The organism is Spirosoma sordidisoli (assembly GCF_004138325.1).
Lineage (GTDB): Bacteria > Bacteroidota > Bacteroidia > Cytophagales > Spirosomataceae > Spirosoma > Spirosoma sordidisoli.
In genome coordinates, this window is the sequence record NZ_SBLB01000005.1 from 544,977 (window position 1) to 564,417 (window position 19,441).

Annotated in this window: 15 protein-coding genes; 8 read left to right on the forward strand and 7 right to left on the reverse strand. The window is 54.2% G+C overall.

What is annotated here, in order from left to right; all coding sequences use genetic code 11:
• Positions 1–40 precede the first annotated feature (40 nt).
• The 5 genes from EQG79_RS20005 (at position 41) to purB (ending at position 6,487) form a co-directional block, all read left to right on the forward strand.
• A complete protein-coding gene (locus EQG79_RS20005) occupies positions 41–1,318 on the forward strand; it encodes a M16 family metallopeptidase (RefSeq protein WP_129603435.1) in 1,278 nt (425 codons plus the stop codon).
• A 154-nt stretch (positions 1,319–1,472) separates the two neighbouring features.
• Positions 1,473–2,132, forward strand: coding sequence for a glycerol-3-phosphate 1-O-acyltransferase PlsY (gene plsY, locus EQG79_RS20010; protein WP_077919382.1), 660 nt, complete (start codon positions 1,473–1,475; stop codon positions 2,130–2,132).
• Positions 2,133–2,306: 174 nt separating this feature from the next.
• Positions 2,307–3,671, forward strand: a complete 1,365-nt coding sequence (locus EQG79_RS20015) for a dipeptidase (protein ID WP_129603437.1) — start codon at positions 2,307–2,309, stop codon at positions 3,669–3,671.
• Position 3,672: 1 nt separating this feature from the next.
• Positions 3,673–5,052: a DUF1207 domain-containing protein gene (locus tag EQG79_RS20020; RefSeq protein ID WP_129603439.1), complete on the forward strand. Its 1,380-nt coding sequence runs from the start codon at positions 3,673–3,675 to the stop codon at positions 5,050–5,052.
• Positions 5,053–5,146: 94 nt separating this feature from the next.
• On the forward strand, positions 5,147–6,487 hold the full coding sequence (purB, locus tag EQG79_RS20025; RefSeq protein ID WP_077919379.1) for an adenylosuccinate lyase: 1,341 nt from the start codon (positions 5,147–5,149) through the stop codon (positions 6,485–6,487).
• A 76-nt stretch (positions 6,488–6,563) separates the two neighbouring features.
• Here the strand turns inward: purB and proC are convergent, their stop codons facing one another.
• The 7 genes from proC to EQG79_RS20060 form a co-directional block, all read right to left on the reverse strand.
• Positions 6,564–7,367, reverse strand: coding sequence for a pyrroline-5-carboxylate reductase (gene proC, locus EQG79_RS20030; RefSeq protein ID WP_077919378.1), 804 nt, complete (start codon positions 7,365–7,367; stop codon positions 6,564–6,566).
• Between the two features lie 69 nt (positions 7,368–7,436).
• Positions 7,437–8,561, reverse strand: a complete 1,125-nt coding sequence (locus EQG79_RS20035) for a TlpA disulfide reductase family protein (protein WP_129603441.1) — start codon at positions 8,559–8,561, stop codon at positions 7,437–7,439.
• Positions 8,558–10,048 (reverse strand): Asp-tRNA(Asn)/Glu-tRNA(Gln) amidotransferase subunit GatB, encoded by a 1,491-nt coding sequence (gatB, locus tag EQG79_RS20040; RefSeq protein ID WP_129603443.1) that lies wholly within the window; start codon positions 10,046–10,048, stop codon positions 8,558–8,560. The genes EQG79_RS20035 and gatB overlap by 4 nt, the downstream gene beginning before the upstream one ends.
• 50 nt (positions 10,049–10,098) lie before the next feature.
• Complete coding sequence (locus EQG79_RS20045) at positions 10,099–10,935, reverse strand: phytoene/squalene synthase family protein (RefSeq protein WP_077919375.1); 837 nt, start codon at positions 10,933–10,935, stop codon at positions 10,099–10,101.
• A gap of 32 nt (positions 10,936–10,967) precedes the next feature.
• Positions 10,968–12,440 carry a phytoene desaturase family protein gene (locus tag EQG79_RS20050; protein WP_129603445.1) on the reverse strand — a complete coding sequence of 491 codons (1,473 nt, stop codon included), beginning with the start codon at positions 12,438–12,440 and terminating at the stop codon, positions 10,968–10,970.
• Between the two features lie 203 nt (positions 12,441–12,643).
• Positions 12,644–13,159: an RNA polymerase sigma factor gene (locus EQG79_RS20055; protein WP_077919373.1), complete on the reverse strand. Its 516-nt coding sequence runs from the start codon at positions 13,157–13,159 to the stop codon at positions 12,644–12,646.
• Positions 13,160–13,432: 273 nt separating this feature from the next.
• A complete protein-coding gene (locus EQG79_RS20060; protein WP_129603566.1) occupies positions 13,433–14,401 on the reverse strand; it encodes a KpsF/GutQ family sugar-phosphate isomerase in 969 nt (322 codons plus the stop codon).
• Positions 14,402–14,508: 107 nt separating this feature from the next.
• Between EQG79_RS20060 and recQ the strand changes: the two genes are divergently transcribed.
• From recQ to EQG79_RS20075, 3 genes are all read left to right on the forward strand, one after another.
• Positions 14,509–16,716 carry a DNA helicase RecQ gene (gene recQ, locus EQG79_RS20065; protein WP_077919372.1) on the forward strand — a complete coding sequence of 736 codons (2,208 nt, stop codon included), beginning with the start codon at positions 14,509–14,511 and terminating at the stop codon, positions 16,714–16,716.
• Positions 16,717–16,803: 87 nt separating this feature from the next.
• Positions 16,804–18,087 (forward strand): phosphoribosylamine--glycine ligase, encoded by a 1,284-nt coding sequence (gene purD, locus EQG79_RS20070; RefSeq protein WP_129603458.1) that lies wholly within the window; start codon positions 16,804–16,806, stop codon positions 18,085–18,087.
• Positions 18,088–18,174: 87 nt separating this feature from the next.
• Positions 18,175–19,386 carry a PSP1 domain-containing protein gene (locus EQG79_RS20075; protein WP_240699403.1) on the forward strand — a complete coding sequence of 404 codons (1,212 nt, stop codon included), beginning with the start codon at positions 18,175–18,177 and terminating at the stop codon, positions 19,384–19,386.
• Positions 19,387–19,441: the final 55 nt, after the last annotated feature.

The following is a 19,441-nucleotide window of genomic DNA, read 5'->3' on the forward strand; positions in this document are numbered from 1 at the left end:
TGGCCCCGTTGCTCATTCACTCTTTTGCTATTCTGACACCATGGTAGACAGAACGCAGTCACCGGCTTTTCAGGCCATTCATGAAGTACGGCTCCCGGCCGTCAAAACCCATACGCTGGACAATACCGTAAGGCTGCACCGGATAGATGTAGATCATCAGCCCGTTTTGCGACTGGAGTGCATTTTCGATGCGGGAACGTGGTACGAGCAGGTACCGGCTACGGCCTTCTTCGCCGTTAAAATGCTGTCAGAAGGAACGCGCACCCGCTCGTCGGCCCAGATCAGCGAGTACTTCGACCGGTACGGCGCTTTTCTGGAGCTTAGCAGTGGTCCCGACCGGTCTAGCGTAGTCGTTTACTGCCTGACCAAATTCCTGCCAGACGTACTGCCCCTGCTGCGTGAGCTGCTGACAGAGCCGACGTTTCCGGAAAAAGAGTTCGACGATCTGCGGAATATAACCTTGCAGAACCTGCGGGTCAACTACGAGAAAAATGCGTATCTGGCCAGCGTGTTGTTTCGGCAGAAGCTGTTTGGCATCGATCACCCCTACGGCCGCAGCCAGCAGCCCGACCAGATCGAAGCGCTGACCCGGCAACAGGTTGTTGACTTCTACCAGCGTGCCCTGCATAACCGCCCATTCCAGATCCTGGTAGCGGGTCAGGTTTCCGAGCTCGACGTAGCGCTCATCAACCGGGAACTGGGAAAGGTACCTATCCAGACGGGCGCAGCGCCCATAGCCCCCGTTGAGACCGTTAGAGCCGACGGGCTGGCGACGCTGGCCGAGAAACCTGACAGCATACAGTCGTCTATCCGGGTTGGTCGGCGGCTGTTCACGCGGTCGCACCCGGATTTTTTCCGGATGCTGGTCACCAACGAAATCCTGGGTGGTTATTTCGGCTCGCGGCTGATGAAAAACATCCGCGAAGAAAAAGGCTTTACCTATGGCATCTCGTCGAACATGCCCTCGTTCCGGCGGGATGGGTATTTCCTGATCGGAACCGACGTCAACAAAGAAAATACGCAGCAGACCCTGGACGAAATCCGGAAGGAAATTCGGATCTTACAAACCGAGCCGGTACCGCCCGACGAACTCGAGACCGTCAAGAACTTCATGGCGGGTGAGTTTGTAGGATCGCTCAACACGCCGTTCGAGATTGCGGATCGGTACAAAGTGATTCTGCTCGACGATCTGCCAGCCGACTTCCTGACCACTTATATTCAAAACCTGCGGGCCGTTTCGGCGGAGGATATTGTACAGATGGCAAACCTTTATCTAACGGATACGCATCTGAGTGAGGTAGTTGTGGGCGGAAAATAGGATGATCTGGAAATTTATTCATTAGTCAAGTTGTTCAATAGGGTAGTCAATTTGACTGATTAGTTATTTACGTGTAGTTTTGGGGTTCCTGCTGTTGGTTACAACCTCCTTACGTAGCTAACGATATCGATAACGTCTCACTTACATCCTTTCAATGAACGTTTTTCTCATCTGTTTGACAGTGCTTCTGGCTTATCTGCTCGGCTCGATCCCAACGGCCGTCTGGTATGGTCAGGGTTTTTTCGGTATCGATATCCGCACCAAAGGAAGTGGTAATGCCGGGGCTACCAATACGTTTCGGGTACTCGGCAAACGGGCCGGAACCATTGTCATGCTGGTTGACGTGCTGAAAGGCTATACGGCAGCTATGCTGTCTATGCTGCTCTGGTATCTGGACGTGATCACGTTTCGCGAAATTCTGACGTTTGAACTGGTTTTTGGTCTGGTAGCCGTAATCGGCCACCTCTATCCGGTGTTTGCCGGATTCAAGGGGGGCAAAGGCGTAGCTACCCTGCTGGGTATGATCCTGGCCATTCATCCCGAAATGGCGGCTGTCTGCATCGGTATTTTTCTGCTGGTGGTTATTGCGTCGCAGTACGTATCGCTGGGGTCGATCCTGGCCGCGCTGGCGTTTCCGGTGCTGCTGCTGCTCCGCATTTTCGGGCAGAAAGAAAGCCCGCTGCTGATCGTATTCGGGTTTGTTATCTTTCTGATGGTCGTTCTGACGCACCAGAAGAATATTGCCCGGCTCCTGCGCGGCCAGGAAAACCGAACGGTACTGATTCGCCTGCGTAAAAAACGCGATCCGCAATAAAGCTATTTACTGCATTCATCGACGCCCCGTCGTTGCGCGAAAACTGCGTAACTTCGGGGCGATTTTATAGCTAACCGAATCAACTGGCGCATCGCATCAAACCCGGCTGGCCAGGCGTAACCCGCTACCCGATGAACCACCGATGCCGTATCGTACCAGACCCAGACAAGACCTATGCTAACAGACTTCCTTGCCGAAAATAAGCAGCGATTCCTGGATGAACTGCTCGAGTTACTACGTATCCCGTCGGTATCGGCCGACTCTTCTTTCAAAAAGGACGTTCGCCGGGCGGCCGAATTTGTTCGCGATAAGCTGACCGCAGCCGGGCTGGACGATGCCCAACTGCACGAAACTGCGGGCCACCCCATTGTTTTTGCGCAGAAACTAGTCGATCCGGCCCGCCCAACGGTGCTGGTATATGGGCATTACGACGTGCAGCCAGCCGATCCGTACGAACTATGGAAAACGCCCCCTTTCGAGCCGACTATTCGTAACGAACGGATTTATGCCCGGGGTGCCTGCGATGATAAAGGGCAGTTTTATATGCACATCAAGGCGCTGGAAGCCATGCTGGCTACCGATGGGCTGCCCTGCAACGTAAAAGTGATGATCGAGGGCGAAGAGGAAGTCGGTTCCGACCACCTCGGCACTTTCGTGGCCGGAAACCGGGAACTGCTCAAAGCCGACGTAATCCTGATCTCCGATACAAGCATCATCTCCAACGAAACGCCATCGCTCGAAACCGGACTGCGCGGTTTATCGTACGTAGAGGTCGAGGTGACGGGCGCTAACCGCGACCTGCACTCGGGTGTATACGGGGGAGGGGTAGCCAACCCGATCAACGTACTGGCTAAAATGATCGCGAGTCTGCATGACGATCAGGGCCGCATTACCATACCTGGTTTTTATGACAAGGTGGTTGATCTGAGCGAAGCCGAACGGGCCGAGCTGGCTAAAGCACCGTTCAGCCTGGACGAGTACAAGCAGGATTTAGGGATCAGCGACGTGATGGGCGAAAGCGGCTACTCGACCAACGAACGGACCAGCATACGCCCTACGCTCGATGCCAACGGCATCTGGGGCGGCTATACGGGCGAAGGCGCCAAAACGGTGCTGCCTTCCAAAGCCTCGGCCAAGATCAGCATGCGGCTCGTTCCGAACCAGACGCCCGAGGAGATTACGGATTTATTCACCCGGCATTTTACCGCCATTGCACCGGCGGGCGTGACGGTAAAGGTGATGCCTCATCATGGCGGGCTGCCCTACGTGACCCCCGTCGACTCGGTCGAATTCGAAGCCGCGAGCCGGGCTTTCGAAGACGCCTGGGGGAAGAAACCGATTCCAACGCGGGGGGGCGGCAGTATTCCGATCGTAGCCCTGTTTGAGCGGGAACTGGGTATAAAATCTATTCTGATGGGATTTGGTCTGGATACCGATGCGCTCCATTCACCCAACGAAAGCTACGGCCTGTTTAATTTTTATAAAGGCATCGAAACCATTCCGTACTTCTACAAAAACTACGCGGAGTTGAAGCAGTAACATGAAACACGCTTTATTGCCTCTTTTGCTAACCTGCCTGACCGGATCGCTGGTATTGGCTCAGCAGCCAGCCCCCCGAACGTTGACGCCAGCCGAGCAACGACAAAAAGAAAAAATTGAACGGGAAGTTCAGCGCGAACGTCAGGTCCGGGCCGAGTGGCTGCAGAAACAACGCGAGTACGAAGCCCGACAGGCCGAAAAAGAACGGCAGCGACAGGCAAAAAAAGCCGAAAAAGACCGTCCGGCACCGCCCGCCGAAAAACCCAAGCCAGCTGAGCCTGTCAAAACGGGCGCTGATGCGCAGACCGTAGCTCCGGCCCCAGCTCCAGCGCCAAAACCCGCTGAACCCAGTCGGCGCGAACGGCGGGAACAACGCCGGAAAGAGGCTGCACCAGCCGTAACGCCAGCTCCCGAGCCTGCCCCGGCGGTAGTAACGCCACCGCCAGCCCCGGTCGTAGTGACGCCCGCTGAGCCAGCGCCACCCGCAGCCCGGCCCGCCCGGCCCAAACGCGAACGCCGGAAAGCTACTGCGCCGGTAACGGACAGCCTGGCGGTAACTCCCGCGCCAGCCAATGCCGAGCAACCCCGACTGAGCCGACCCAAACATGAGTTTTTGCCCAAAGGTCATCTGTTCGACCCCATCCTGCTCGACCCGCTCGAAGCGCAGACCTATGGCTCCGTACTGCCCGCTTATTATACGGAGGGGAGTCGGTACAAAGGCAGCATTGTTCCGTTTGCGTTCGGGTTTGCGAAGCCATTCTACCGGCGTACTACCGAGCCGGGCCGGTCAGAGGAAGTTGTGCTGGATCTGGCGTCGTTTACCCAGTTTGAAGTATACTGGGATGCCGACAAAGGCCGTCAGCGCCGGCAACTCATGAACAACGATTACAAGATCAGCATCATCTATAACGTACGGCGGGGTGCAAACAACTACCGGTTCCGGTTCTATCATCTGTCGTCACATTTGGGCGACGATTACATCTACCGCAATCGGATCACGGCCCCTTCGCCCAATTCGGTGAATTACGAAGTCGTCGATGCGACCTACAGCCGGATGGTACAGAACTGGCGGCTCTACGGCGGTCTGGGCATCGGGCTACGCAAGACCAGCGAGCGGGAGCGGCTCAGCGCGCAACTGGGTGCGTACTACAAAAAGCCGTCTGAGCGGCTGGCCCGGCTGGTCGGTGGCGTCGATGTCAAGTTCTGGCAACAGACCGATTTCAGGCCGGGTATTCACGGCGGGGTGGGCGTAGAAGTGGGTCGTACGCAGAATAACCTGACGTTTTTGCTCGAAGGCTACTCGGGCTTCCGACCCTACAGCCAGTTCGAGCAGCAGCAGACCTCATGGATCGGTATTGGGGTTTACCTGAATCCATTCTGAAAAAATAAGACGGGCGGGTCAGCCAACGGCAAAGTCTACCGGGCATGCCGCTGGTTGACCCGCCCGTTTGTACCTTTGCGTTTTACCTAATTGTATGGATTTATCTGCACTTACGGCCATATCGCCCGTTGATGGCCGCTACCGGCGTCAGGTCGAATCACTGGCCCCCTATTTCTCGGAGTTTGGCCTGATTCGTTACCGGATTCGTATCGAAGTCGAGTACTTTATCGCTCTCTGCGAATGGCCCGTTCCGCAACTGTCGGCGGTCAACGCGACCCATTTTCCGGCTTTGCGGGCTTTGTACGAGCAGTTTACCGAGGCCGATGCGCAACGGATCAAAGACATCGAGAAAACCACTAACCACGACGTTAAAGCCGTTGAATACTTCATCAAGGAGAAGCTGAAAGGGTCGCCCGTTGAGCCGTATCTGGAGTTCATTCACTTCGGTCTAACTTCCCAGGACGTGAACAATACGGCTATTCCGCTGTCGCTGTCCGAGGCCATGGACACCGAGATAACGCCCCTGTATCGGCAGGTATACATGCGGTTGCAACAGCTGGCCGACCAGTGGGCCCATATTCCTATGCTGGCCCGCACACACGGGCAACCAGCCTCCCCAACGCGTCTGGGCAAAGAACTGAGCGTGTTTGTAGAGCGAATCGAAAAGCAGCTGCTCCTGCTGGCGGCTATCCCGACGGCGGCCAAGTTCGGCGGTGCTACGGGTAATTTCAACGCCCATGCTGTAGCCTATCCGAACGAGAACTGGAAAGAGTTCGGCGACTCCTTCGTCAAAAGTCTGGGTATGGTCCGCAGTCAGTTTACGACCCAGATTGAGCATTACGACATGCTGGCGGCTACGCTGGATGCGTACAAGCGGCTCAACACGATCCTGATCGATCTCGACCGCGACATCTGGACGTACGTATCGATGAACTACTTCAAACAGAAGCTGAAAGAGGGTGAAGTTGGCTCGTCGGCCATGCCCCACAAGGTGAACCCCATCGATTTCGAAAACTCGGAAGGTAACCTGGGTATTGCCAATGCCCTGCTGGAGCACCTGTCGGCCAAGCTGCCCATTTCCCGACTTCAGCGCGACCTGACCGACTCGACCGTTTTGCGGAGCCTGGGTGTACCGTTTGCGCATTCGGTCATTGCGCTGAAATCGCTGCTGAAAGGACTGGATAAGCTGGAGCTAAACGAAGCCGCGCTGCAGGCCGACCTCGATGATAACTGGGCGGTTGTGGCCGAAGGCATCCAGACCGTGCTGCGTCGCGAAGGCTACCCGCAACCCTACGAAGCGCTGAAAGCCCTCACCCGCACGAACGAGAAAATTACCAAGCAAACGATCTGGCAGTTTATCGACGAACTGGCCGTATCGGACTCGGTCAGGAACGAACTACGGGCCATTACACCCTTCCAGTACACGGGCCTGTAAGCTATAAGCAAGCGATGGGGGCCGACCGGTAGACAAACGCTGTTCTACCGGCCGGCCCCCATCGTTTATAGTAAAACTACCCTTTAGATAGCTCCGTAGCCCGGACCTGGGCGGCTTTAATGCCGGCAACCAGGGTGTCTGATAGAGCGCCCTGCTCAAACTGCCGAAGGGCGGCTTCGGTTGTGCCGCCTTTAGATGCCACCGCTTTAATCAGTTCATCGAGCGATTTGTCGGCGGTGTTGATCAGGTGGTAGGAACCCAGCATGGTCTGTTTAACCAGCAGAGCCGCTACTGCATCGTCGAAGCCCATCTGCCTGCCGGCTTCAATCATGGCCTTGACCACGTAATAGAAATAGGCCGGACCCGAGCCGCTGAGTGCCGTTACGGCATCGAGCATGGCTTCATCTTCCAGAAAGATAGAACGACCGGTGGCGTTGATGAGGTTTTCGACCCGGCGCAGGTTGGCCAGGTCTACTTCTTTGGCGGCCGTAAAGCCGGTAATGCCCATGCCGAGCATGGCTGGTGTATTGGGCATGGCCCGAACGACCAGCGGGTGATTCAGCTTCTCCTGAATCTGCGCAATCGGAATACCGGCCATGATAGACAACACCACCTGGCGAGGTTGCATAACGCCCCGCAGCGATTCATGTACGCCGTTAAAATCCTGTGGTTTAACCGAAAGAATAATCAGGTCGGCTTCGCCAACGCGGTGGCTGATCGTGTCAACCACTACCCCCGCTTTCTCGGCACGAAGAGCCTCGGAGCGGTCGGCGCTTTTTTCGATCAGCAGCAGATCGTCCTGACTGACCAGATTATACTGGACAAACGATTTGGCAAAAGCCATACCCATGTTGCCGCAGCCAACAATCGCAATTTTCATAGGAAGGGAGGGGTGGGTAATAACACGCATAGCCGGAAGAAATCGCTTCCGGCTATGCCGTGTCTTCTCTTATTTTAGAATTTCTTCGAGTTTCTGCTCCAGCGCCGGTCCGCGAAGATTCTTGGCGATGATTTTTCCGTCTTTATCGAGCAGGAACGTGGCCGGAATGGCCTGTACTCCGTATTGCTGAGCCGCAGCCGACTGCCAGAACTTCAGGTCCGACACGTGGGTCCAGGTAAGGTTATCGTTCCGAATGGCGCGGGTCCAGTTGGCTTTAGCCTGATCGAGCGAAACGCTGTAGATCGTGAAGCCTTTGTCTTTGAACTTGTTATACATCCGAACCACATTGGGGTTTTCGTTACGGCACGGACCGCACCACGATGCCCAGAAATCAATCAGAACGTACTTACCCCGCAGTGACGACAGCGGAACAACGGTACCGGCGGTGTCGCTGAGGGCGATTTCGGGCGCTGGCGAACCAACCATCAGGCCTTTGATCCGGGCCACGCGACCGATAAGCGATTTGGCGTGGGGGCTGTTGGGGTTCTCTTTCTCAAACCGTTTGGCCAGCTCATCGTAGGTGGCAAAGTCGGTATCGATATTGATAAAGTTCAGCGCAAAGAGCGACACCAGCGACGTGCCCATTTCGGGCAGCATGGCTTTCACTTTATTGACAACCTCGGCCTCGGCGGCTGTATAGTCCTGCTCGATCTGAGCGATGCGTTTGTTGTCTTTTTTCTCAGTGGCTGCGGCTACCTGCTTGTTCCAGTTAGCCACTTTAGCTTCCATATCGGTACGGAGCGTCATCAGCTTGTCGTAATACTCCATGTTTTTGGAGCCGGTAACGGTTGCTTTGCCGGGCTGGCCGGTTTTGGCGTCCATCCGGAATCCATCGGCAACGACATTCAGCGTTTCGCCCCCTTCGGCCAGGAGAGCCAGTTTCTGGCCCCCGCCCGTGTTCAGGACGAACACCTCGCCCCCGTCAACAACGGGGTGGGTCATGGTAAAGGTGTTGCCGGCTTCAACCTTAGCTGAGTCGAGCTTGCGGGTAGGCTGGCTGTTGGCCTCCAGGTAAACGTAGCTACCGGGGGCGGCTTTGTTCACCTTGCCCATAACGGTGAACGACTTCTGTTGCGCGAAAGCAACCGTACTCAGGGCCAACAGGCTTGTAACGCCAAAAAGCAGTTTTTTCATGTTGTTTGTAATGTCTTCACGACTAACTCGTTCACTAGCTTCGGATCGGCCGAGCCTTTTGATTTTTTCATGACTTCGCCAACGAACATACCCAGCAGGTTTTTCTTGCCTTTTCGGTACTGATCTACTTTGTCGGGCCAGGCTGCCAGTACCTCTTCTACCAACGTTTTCAAGGCGTCGGTATTGCGATTCTGTACCAGTCCATGCTGCTGAGCCAGTTCGGCGGGTGGTATGCCGGGTTGCTCCTGCATCAGCCCAAACACCTGTTGCGCTGCGGTTTGGCTAACGGTGCCGTTGTCGATGAGGGTGATCAGGGCCGCCAGCTGCACCGCCGATACCGGAAACTGCCGATCGCGCAGCGTCTTTTCATTGAGCTGGCCCTTGACCGGCCCCATAATCCAGTTCGATGCGGCCTTGTAATTGCTCGTATGCTGACAAACGGCTTCGTAATATTCGGCCAGTTCTTTGGCATCGGTCAGCAGGGCCGCATCATAGTCCGGTAAGTTGTACTGGGTAGTAAATTTATGGTACCACTCGGCGGGCAACATCGGCATATTGGCCTGAATGTCGGCCAGCCACGCATCCTGAATCACGACCGGGGTGAGATCGGGGTCCGGGAAGTAGCGGTAGTCGTTCATCGTTTCTTTTTCGCGCATGGCGTAGCTGCGGCCCGTTGCGGCATCGAACGTGCGCGTTTCCTGCCCGATATACCCGCCTGCCTCGGTGACCTCGACCTGCCGCCGAAATTCGGCATCAACGGCCCGCATCACGTTACGAATCGAGTTCAGGTTTTTCACTTCAACCTTCGTGCCTAAGTGCGTAGCACCCCGAGGCCTGATCGAAACATTTACGTCGCAGCGCAGCGAACCTTCTTCCATGTTGCCATCGCAGATGTCGAGGTAGCGCACCAGCCGGCGAACTTCGGTCAGAAACTGGCCAGCTTCGTCGGCCGTGCGGATGCAGGGCTCGGTTACCATCTCGATCAGGGGCGTACCGGCGCGGTTGTAATCCAGGCAGGTAGCCGTCGGGTCGGCATCGTGAATACTTTTTCCGGCGTCTTCCTCGAGGTGAATATGGTGGAGCTGAATCGTCGTATCGTACGGCTGTCCCGTAGCCGGGTCTTTGGCTTTTACCGGAATGCCTCCGCCTACGCAGATGGGTCCTTTATCCTGAGAGAGCTGATAGCCTTTCGGAAGATCGGGATAGAAGTAATTTTTCCGGGCAAAAATATTGTGGCGGGTAATTGTACTCTCGCAGGCCAGTCCCATCCGTACGGCATATTCGATCGCCTTTCGGTTCAGGCGGGGTAGCGTGCCGGGGTGGGCCAGCGTAATGACACTGATATGGGTGTTGGGGTCAGCTCCGAAGGCGTTGGCGTCGGCTGCGAAGATTTTGCTGTTGGTCAGCAATTGGCAATGCACTTCCAGCCCGACAACGGCTTCGTACTGAGCAAGAATTTCCGGCGAAAGCGACGCATCGGCTACCATAATTACAGAGAAGCAGTTCCCGGCAAAGATAGCGAAAACAGACGAAGCCCTTAGATTACATTCAGTCGGTACTTCAGGTAAGTCTGGGCCAGGAGCGCCAGTTTTTGCGGGTTAGGTACCCGAATCCGCTCATTCTGGATGGTCGAAGCCGGCAGCTGCTTGATTTTATTGAACAGCGTCTGGTAATACGTATAGGCCAGATGAACCCCCATGCGCGCACCGCGTGGCAAATTCAGGATACCCACGTAGGCTTCGTCAAAATCGCGTTGGATGTCGCTCTCGATAAGCGCTTTGGCATCGCGACCGAACTGCGTGAAGTCGATACCCGGAAAATAAGTCCGGCCCCGGTCTACATAATCACTCTTGAGATCGCGCAGAAAGTTTACTTTCTGAAAGGCGGCTCCCAGCTTGCGGGCGGGCTCGCGCAGGCGGTCAAAATCGTCGCAGTTGCCTTCGCAGAAGACGCGCAGGCACATGAGCCCGACTACCTCGGCCGAGCCGTAAATGTATTCGTTATACCCTTCGGCATCGTATTCCTGCTGATACAGGTCCATTTCCATACTGCGCAGAAACGCATCGATCAGCTCGTGCTCAATCTTGTACTGGCGCACCACCAGCTGGAAGGACTGCAACACGGGGTTCAGGCTTATTTTTTCCTGAATGGCCTGGTACGTATCGTGTTTGAACCGGTCAAGGAGGGTTTTCTTGTCGTAGTCATGGAACGTATCCACGATCTCATCGGCATAGCGTACAAACCCATAGATGGCATAGATGGGCATGTGGAACTTGCGGTCAAGCGTCTTGATCCCCAAGGTAAACGACGTACTGTAATGCTCAGTGATTAGCTTGCTGCATTCCAGTGCGGTCTTGTTGAACAATGCCATCATACGGGTTTAAAGCGGAAGGTTAGGGTGACAAGTTATGAAAATTCTTTAGCAACCTCATTGGCGACGACCAGGCCGGAAATGAGCGACGGCGGAACTCCGGGGCCCGGTACCGTCAGTTGACCCGTGTAGAACAAATTGTTCACCCGTTTGTTCTTGAGCGATGGCTTTAAAAGTGCGGTTTGCTTGAGTGTGTTGGCCAGTCCGTACGCATTGCCCCGGAATGCGTTGTAGTCGCTTTTGAAGTCGCTGTGGGCATAACTGCGCTTATAAACGATGTAATTTCGAATATCTTCGCCCACATAGGCTTCGAGCCGATCCATGATCATCTCGAAATAATGGGCCCGGGTTGCTTCGTCGTCGGTGAGATCGGGGGCTACCGGTATGAGCAGGAAGAGATTCTCGCAGCCAGCCGGTGCTACGCTGGGATCGGTTTTTGACGGGGCCGACGCGTAGAAGAGGGGTTTACTGGGCCATTGCGGGTTCTCGTAAATTTCGTGAGCGTGCTGCTTGAAGTCCTCGTCGAAGAACAGGTTATGGTGTTCCAGCTTGGGTAAGCGTTTGCTGACACCCAGGTAGAAAAGCAGTGACGACGGAGCCATGACCCGTTTTTGCCAGTAGGCATCGTCATAGTTGCGATAGGCCGGATCAACCAGGGTGGTTTCTACGTGGTTGTAATCCGTACCGGCCACGACCACATCGGTTTCAAATATGCCCTGATCGGTTACGACTCGTTTGGCCAGGCCGTTGACGATGTCAATTTTCCGGACAGTCTGATTCAGCAGAATTTTCACTCCTTTTTCTTCTGCCAGGCTAACCATGGCCTTTACGATCTCGTGCATGCCACCCATCGGATACCAGGTACCCAGCGCCATTTCGGCATAGTTCATCAAGCTGTACATGGCGGGCGTGTTCTCCGGCGTAGCCCCCAGGAAAAGCACCGGAAACTCAACGATTTCGAGCAGTCGGGGGTGCGAGAAAAACTTACGGGCGTGTACAGCGAAGGACTGAAATACGTCGAGTCGAGTAACGTCGTAGAGGAGTTTAAGGCTGAGAAATTCGGTAACCGACCGGCTGGGTTTCCAGACGAAGTTCTGCATACCGACCTTGTATTTATAGGAGGCCTGGCTCAGAAACTCGCGGAGCCGCGGCCCGCTGCCGGGTTCGAACTGCTCAAACAGGGCTTCCAGATTAGGCAGACCGGCCGGCAGGTCAACCGCTTCGTCGGGGCCGAAGACGACTTTGTAAGACGGGTCGAGCCGGACGAGTTTGTAGTAGTCGGCTGTTCGTTTGCCGAAGCGGGCAAAATAGGTATCGAATACATCGGGCATCCAGTACCAGCTGGGACCCATATCGAAGGTGTAGCCTTCTGCCTGGAACAGCCGCGCCCGGCCACCTGGCATACTGTTCTTTTCGAGGATGGTAACGTCGTAACCCTGATCGGCGAGGCTAGTGGCGGCAGAGAGTCCGGCAAAACCGGCTCCCAGCACAAGAACGCGTTGGGACATTGGTAAGTAATGCGAATAAGTAAGCGATCCAGCGAACGGGTGCCAAGTTGCACATTTCCACGCTGAGTACCTATCCGCAACTCCTTGTAGCAAAAAAAAGTTGGACGGAAACCCATCCAACTTTTTTGAACCTTCCTCTTTTTTAACCAAAAACTACTCAATCAATGTCTCTAAGACGAGACAAAGTCTGAAAAGTATCGCGATTATGCGTTAAAATGCGCGTATACTTTAAGCTGGTCTTTCAATTCCTTACGGGCAATGTGAATCCGGTTTTTCACGGTACCGATAGGAATATCCAGTTTTGCAGCGATCTCGTGGTATTTGAAACCACGGAAGTGCATCATAAATGGGGTCCGGTATGTATCGTCGAGACTGTTGACGGCCCGGTTGATATCGTCCTGCGCAAATGACGAATAAGCCAGGTTGTCGGTGCTGCTCTCCATCGAGTTGATGTAGTGCAAGTTGTCAGTTGTATCAATGAAAGTATTCTTACGCACCATCCGTTGGTAGTTAGTGATGAACGTATTTTTCATGATGGTATAAAGCCAGGCTTTCAGGTTAGTTCCGTCGGTGTACTTATCACGGTTAGTAAAAGCTTTCAGCAGCGTATCCTGGAGCAGGTCGTTAGCATCTTCTACGTCTTTGGTGAGCCGGAGTGCGAACGGGCGCAACGACTTGGACACTTTTCCAATATGATGAGTGAATTCGAGCGCAGTCATAGCTGTTTAAGTTTTATCCCTGTTGAATCAAATTTACACAGCTATTAAACAAAAAAGCAACCAGCTTTGCTAAAATACTTAAGCTACTTCATCTTAGTAGTAAATACTGTTGATAATCAGACAGTTAATTGACATTAATTTTGATGCCAATTGTATATACGTTGATATGTGAACTTGTGAAGTGTGGATTTTTTCCCACATTTTGTGGAACGCACACTGTGGATATTGTTTAACAATCCCGGTTTTTGATTAAACAGAAAGGGTGTTGTGTGGCTAGACAATGCCCTCCTTCAGCAGGTCATGCAGGTGAACAAAGCCCATAACCCGCTCGTTATGGGTCACTACCAACTGAGAAATGTTATATTCCTGCATCCTTTTCAGTGCGTCAACGGCATAAGCGTCGGGATCAATGCATTTTGGCGAATGGGTCATGATGTCGGCCGCCGTAAGTTGCCAGAATGCATCGTGAGCCGAAGCCGTCCGGCGAATATCGCCGTCGGTCACAATTCCCGCCAGTTGTCCGTTTTCGTCCACTACGGCCGTGGCACCCAGCCGTTTAGCGGATATTTCGAAAATAATATCCCGTACTGTGGTATTGGCGTTTACCTGGGGACAGCCGTTTTGGGGAAAAATATCCGCAACTTTTAAAAACAATCGCTTGCCCAGCGAACCGCCCGGATGATAGCGGGCAAAATCCTGCCGGGTGAACCCACGAGCCTCCAGCAGACTTACGGCCAGCGCATCGCCCAGGGCCAGCGCCACCGTAGTACTGGTGGTAGGCGCCAGATTGAGTGAATCGGCTTCAACGGGCGCGTAGGCGTGGAGAACGTAGTCGGCCTGCCGGGCCAGCGTAGAATTCTGCTCACTGACCATTGCTATAATACGTACTCCTTTATCGCGCAGCATAGGAAGCAGCCCTTTAATTTCGGCCGTGTTGCCACTTTTCGAAATCAGAAGCACCAGGTCGTTGGTCTGGATCATGCCCAGATCGCCGTGAATGGCATCGGCAGCGTGCATGAACAGGGCAGGGGTGCCCGTCGAGTTCATAGTGGCCACAATCTTCTGACCGATCAGCGCACTTTTCCCCACGCCAGACACGACAACGCGGCCTGTGAGGGCCAAAATAGCCTCAACAGCCGCATCGAACTGGTCGTCGAGCCGGTCGATCGCTTCACGGATTGCGTCGGCCTCTGCCTGCAGTACAGTACGGGCTATGCTTTTATGATTTTTTATTACTTTCAGCATGGGTTTTGGCAATCAGGAATGGTTTGCCGCGTATATTCGCTAACTTTATAAAGCAAAGATACGGCAAGCACCTAAAGTGAAGTAACTTTTGTACGATTTGTAGAATGATGCAGGTTGATCAGACGGTTTACACGACCCTCAAAGAACGGCTCAAAGAGATTTTCGGTTACAGCCAGTTCCGGGGCGACCAGGAAGCTATAATCCATAGTATTCTGGCGGGTCGCAATACGTTCGTTATTATGCCCACCGGCGCGGGCAAGTCGCTGTGCTATCAATTGCCCGCTATTGTGAGTGAGGGTACTGCTGTCGTTATTTCGCCCCTTATTGCCCTGATGAAGAATCAGGTTGACCAGCTGAATGCCTTTGGCGTAAATGCCCAGTTTCTGAATTCGACGCTCTCGAAAGCAGAAATGAACAAGGTAAAGAAAGATACGCTCAATGGTACATTGAAGCTCCTGTATATAGCGCCGGAGTCGTTAACGAAAGAAGAGAATTTGGATTTTTTGAAGAAAGCCAATATCTCGTTTGTCGCCATTGACGAGGCCCACTGTATATCAGAATGGGGTCATGACTTCCGGCCGGAGTACCGCAAGATTCGGGGTATTGTCGATAACATCGGCAACCTGCCCGTCATCGCGTTAACGGCTACGGCAACGCCCAAAGTGCAGCTGGATATCCAGAAAAACCTGCAGATGGAAGACGCCAACCTGTACAAGACGTCGTTCAACCGCAAGAATCTGTACTACGAAATCCGGCCCAAAGCCGATGCCAAACGGCAGCTGATCAAATACATCAAGCAGCACAAAGGAAAATCAGGAATCGTCTATTGCCTCAGCCGCAAAACCGTTGAAGAAATTGCCGAGCTGCTCAATGTCAATGACGTAAAGGCGCTTCCGTATCATGCCGGTCTAGATCCGCAGACGCGGATGAATAACCAGGATGCCTTCCTGAACGAAGATGTAGACGTCATCTGCGCCACCATTGCCTTCGGGATGGGTATCGATAAACCCGACGTCCGCTTCGTTATTCACTATGACGCGCCCAAATCGCTGGAGGGTTACTACCAGGAAACAGGGCGAGCCGGCCGCGACGGGCTTGAAGGCAACTGCCTCATGTTCTACAGCTACGACGATATCGTCAAGCTGGAGAAGTTTAACAAAGACAAGCCCGTTACCGAGCGCGACAATGCCCGCCACCTGCTGACCGAAATGGTGTCGTACGCGAATCTGGGCGTATGCCGCCGTCGGCAGTTGCTGGGTTATTTTGGCGAGTTTCTGGATAAGGACTGTGGTTTCTGCGATAACTGCATGAAGCCCACCGAGAAATTCAAGGTACAGAACGAGGTCATCCTGGCGCTGCAGGCTGTGCTGCAAACCGATCAGCGATTCGACGTGGCGCACCTGGCCGACGTGCTGACCGCCACGGGCAATCAGTACGTAACGAGCTACGAGCATGATCGGCTCGACGTCTATGGCAAAGGCCGTGAGTTCAACGAGAACCCGGACTTCTGGTGTTCGTTGTTGAAACAGATCACGATCTACGGCTATATCGAAAAAGACGTTGACAACTACGGGATTCTGAAACTGACCCAGCGCGGGCTCAACTACATCGAAGATCCGTATCCGGTTTCGCTCTCCAAAGACCACGACTACGATCAGCAGGAGCCCGAAAAAGAAGATCACGAGGCCGAAACCACACCCACATCGGGCGGGGCTGCCTACGATGAAGAGCTGCTTGGTCTGCTGAAGGCGCTGCGGAAAAAAGTAGCAAAAGAAAAAAACCTGCCCCCGTACGTCATCTTCCAGGACCCGTCTATGGAGGAGATGGCCACGACCTACCCAACCACCCGCGAGGAGATGGCGCAGATCAATGGCGTCGGGATGGGGAAGGTGCAGAAATTTGGTCGGCCTTTTATCGAGCTGATTACCAAGTACGTTGAGGACAACGAAATCGAGACGGCTAAAGATGTCGTTATCAAATCGACCGTCAACAAGTCGAAAGTAAAAATCTTTATCATCCAGCAGATCGACCGCAAAGTCGACCTCGATGAGATTGCGGAAGCCAAATCGCTTTCGATGGAAGACCTGATGGAAGAAATCGAGCACATCTGCTACTCCGGTACGCGGCTCAACCTCGATTACTACATCAACCAGGTTATGGATGAAGACCGGCAGGACGAAATATATGAGTACTTTATGCGGGCTGAAACCGATAACATTGCCGTTGCCATGCGTGAGTTCGGTGGTGACGATTTTACCGAGCAGGACCTGCGTTTGATGCGCATCAAGTTCCTGTCGGAAGTTGCCAATTAATGTATAATGAAAAATGAATAATGTATAATGAGCCCTGCTTGTTGCTTTTATTCATCATTGTACGTTATTCATTATACATTTCAATAAATGAATATTCTGATTCTTGGGTCGGGCGGGCGTGAACATGCCTTTGCATGGAAGCTGGCCCAAAGCCCTTTGTGTGATACGCTTTTTGTGGCACCGGGAAATGCTGGTACGGCGCTGGTAGCCACCAACCTGACCATCGGTTACAGCGATTTTGAAGCCGTTGCAGCCGCCATCCGTGACCATCAGATCGACCTGCTCATCGTTGGGCCGGAAGAGCCCCTGGTAAAAGGCATTGTCGATTTTTTGCGGCAACAGCCCGATCTGGCCGGGTTACGGATTGTAGGGCCCGATGCCGAAGGCGCTCAGCTGGAAGGCAGCAAAGACTTCTCGAAGTCGTTCATGGCCCGGCATGGTATTCCAACCGCGGCCTCGCAAACCTTCACGACTGAAACCCTCGACGCTGGCCTGGCTTATCTGGAAACCCATACGCTGCCGATCGTACTGAAAGCCGACGGCCTGGCAGCCGGCAAAGGGGTTATCATTACCGATACCGTAGCCGAAGCGCAGGCTACCCTGCGCGATATGCTCGGCGGGAAATTCGGAGCGGCTGGTAACAAGGTTGTTGTCGAGCAGTTTCTGCGCGGCATCGAGCTGTCGCTGTTCGTGCTGACAGACGGGACGAACTACAAAATTCTGCCCGAAGCCAAAGATTACAAACGCATCGGCGAAGGCGATACGGGTCCTAATACGGGTGGTATGGGAGCTGTTTCGCCGGTTGTATTTGCCAATGAGTCATTCCTGCGGAAAGTTGAAGAGAAGGTCGTGAAACCAACGCTGGCGGGTTTGCAGCGCGAGGGTATCCGTTACCAGGGCTTCATTTTTGTCGGGCTGATCAAAGTCAACGGCGAACCCTATGTGATCGAATACAACGCCCGAATGGGTGATCCAGAGACCGAGGTCGTGCTGCCCCGCATCCAGACGGATCTGGTAGAGCTGATGGTTGCTACGGCCGAGGGCGATCTGGACAGGATAACCCTGCAGGTTTCGCCCCAGACAGCGGTAACAACGGTGGTGGTATCGGGAGGGTATCCGGACGAGTACCAGAAAGGTAAAATCATTTCGGACTTGGATCGTTTAGATGATGTAACCGCGTTCCATGCGGGAACGCTGGCGCAAAACGGTCATGTACTGACCAACGGAGGGCGGGTACTGGCGCTGACAGCCCAGGCAAATTCGCTCGAAAACGCCGTCAGGAAGTCGCAGGAAGCGGCCCGGACGGTGCAGTTTGAGGGAAAACAGTACCGGAAAGATATCGGGCTCGACCTGATCCGGTACGCTGACTAGCGACGAATACGGAGCCGGAACGGGTTGGTCTAAACACGCCATCCGGTGCCTGTGGCTCGGTACTCATCGCTGCTAACTATATATATTATGTCTTGTAAATCCTGTGCGACCGGTGGGTGTGGAACCCAGCGTGGCGCGGCTGAGGGGCCGGGCGGAGAACCGCAGAAAACGGCTACCAAAGGCTGCGGCAGCGGTGGGTGCAGCACTGGGGGGTGCAACAAACTGAATTCATTCGACTGGCTGAGCGATGTGGCCATGCCAGGCACAAAAAAATACGATGTTGTTGAAGTAAAGTTTAAAGGAGGCCGTAAAGACTACTACCGCAACGTTCACCAGCTCGATCTGACAACCGGCGATTACGTGGTGGTAGAGATGCAGTCGGGCTACCACGTCGGGGCCGTATCGATGCAGGGCGAACTGGTGCGCCTGCAGGTGAAAAAGCGGAACGTCAAAATCAACGACGACACCCGTGTTATTCACCGGATCGCTACACCGAAAGATATGGATCGGCACGAACAGGCGGTACTGCGCGACCTGCCCGCCCTGTATCGCTCGCGCGAGATCGTGCGTGAACTGAAGCTCAACATGAAACTGTCGGACGTCGAGTTTCAGTCCGATAACACGAAAGCTACGTTCTACTATTCGTCAGAGGAGCGGGTCGACTTTCGGGAGCTGATCAAAATGCTGGCCAGCGAGTTCAAAGCCCGCATCGAGATGCGGCAGATCAGCCTGCGTCAGGAAGCCGGTCGGCTGGGGGGCATCGGCTCCTGCGGTCGTGAACTGTGCTGCTCAACCTGGCTGACCGATTTCAAGAACATTGCCACCTCGGCGGCCCGGTACCAGAACCTGTCGCTGAATCCGGCTAAACTGTCGGGGCAGTGCGGCCGGCTGAAGTGTTGCCTGAATTACGAGCTGGATACCTACATGGATGCGCTGCGTGATATTCCGACCATCGATAAACCGCTGGAGACGCAGAAAGGCCGGGCGTGGTTGCAGAAAACCGACATTTTCCGGAAGCTCATGTGGTTTGGCTATGGCGCCGAAAGTACCTGGCACCCCCTGCCCATTGCGCGGGTGCTGGAGATCGTCGAGCTGAACAAAAAGGGTGTTATCCCGGAGTCGTTCGATGTCCTGACGCCCGTTGGCGAGAAAGAGGCCGTACCGCTGGCTGCGCTCAACAGCGATTTGCAGAAGCTGGACGCCAAATACGCCACCCGGACCAACAAGAAGAAAAAGAAAAAATCGAAGGGCGGTACCGGCAGCGCGCCGAAGCCAGCCCCCAACGGTAAAGCGCAATAAGCACGAACCCCGGCTGTACCTGGTACAGCCGGGGTTTGTGCTTATCAGGAGGATG

What these genes read in the sequence shown, in the direction of transcription:
- EQG79_RS20045 (WP_077919375.1), bottom strand. Translation starts at nt 10,935, where the DNA reads ATGATGGCATTGTTCAACAAGACCGCACTGGAATGCAGCAAGCTAATC.
- gatB (WP_129603443.1), bottom strand. Translation starts at nt 10,048, where the DNA reads ATGGTAGCCGATGCGTCGCTTTCGCCGGAAATTCTTGCTCAGTACGAA.
- EQG79_RS20005 (WP_129603435.1), top strand. Translation starts at nt 41, where the DNA reads ATGGTAGACAGAACGCAGTCACCGGCTTTTCAGGCCATTCATGAAGTA.
- plsY (WP_077919382.1), top strand. Translation starts at nt 1,473, where the DNA reads ATGAACGTTTTTCTCATCTGTTTGACAGTGCTTCTGGCTTATCTGCTC.
- purB (WP_077919379.1), top strand. Translation starts at nt 5,147, where the DNA reads ATGGATTTATCTGCACTTACGGCCATATCGCCCGTTGATGGCCGCTAC.
- EQG79_RS20055 (WP_077919373.1), bottom strand. Translation starts at nt 13,159, where the DNA reads ATGACTGCGCTCGAATTCACTCATCATATTGGAAAAGTGTCCAAGTCG.
- EQG79_RS20050 (WP_129603445.1), bottom strand. Translation starts at nt 12,440, where the DNA reads ATGTCCCAACGCGTTCTTGTGCTGGGAGCCGGTTTTGCCGGACTCTCT.
- recQ (WP_077919372.1), top strand. Translation starts at nt 14,509, where the DNA reads ATGATGCAGGTTGATCAGACGGTTTACACGACCCTCAAAGAACGGCTC.
- EQG79_RS20035 (WP_129603441.1), bottom strand. Translation starts at nt 8,561, where the DNA reads ATGAAAAAACTGCTTTTTGGCGTTACAAGCCTGTTGGCCCTGAGTACG.
- EQG79_RS20015 (WP_129603437.1), top strand. Translation starts at nt 2,307, where the DNA reads ATGCTAACAGACTTCCTTGCCGAAAATAAGCAGCGATTCCTGGATGAA.
- EQG79_RS20075 (WP_240699403.1), top strand. Translation starts at nt 18,175, where the DNA reads ATGTCTTGTAAATCCTGTGCGACCGGTGGGTGTGGAACCCAGCGTGGC.
- proC (WP_077919378.1), bottom strand. Translation starts at nt 7,367, where the DNA reads ATGAAAATTGCGATTGTTGGCTGCGGCAACATGGGTATGGCTTTTGCC.
- EQG79_RS20020 (WP_129603439.1), top strand. Translation starts at nt 3,673, where the DNA reads ATGAAACACGCTTTATTGCCTCTTTTGCTAACCTGCCTGACCGGATCG.
- purD (WP_129603458.1), top strand. Translation starts at nt 16,804, where the DNA reads ATGAATATTCTGATTCTTGGGTCGGGCGGGCGTGAACATGCCTTTGCA.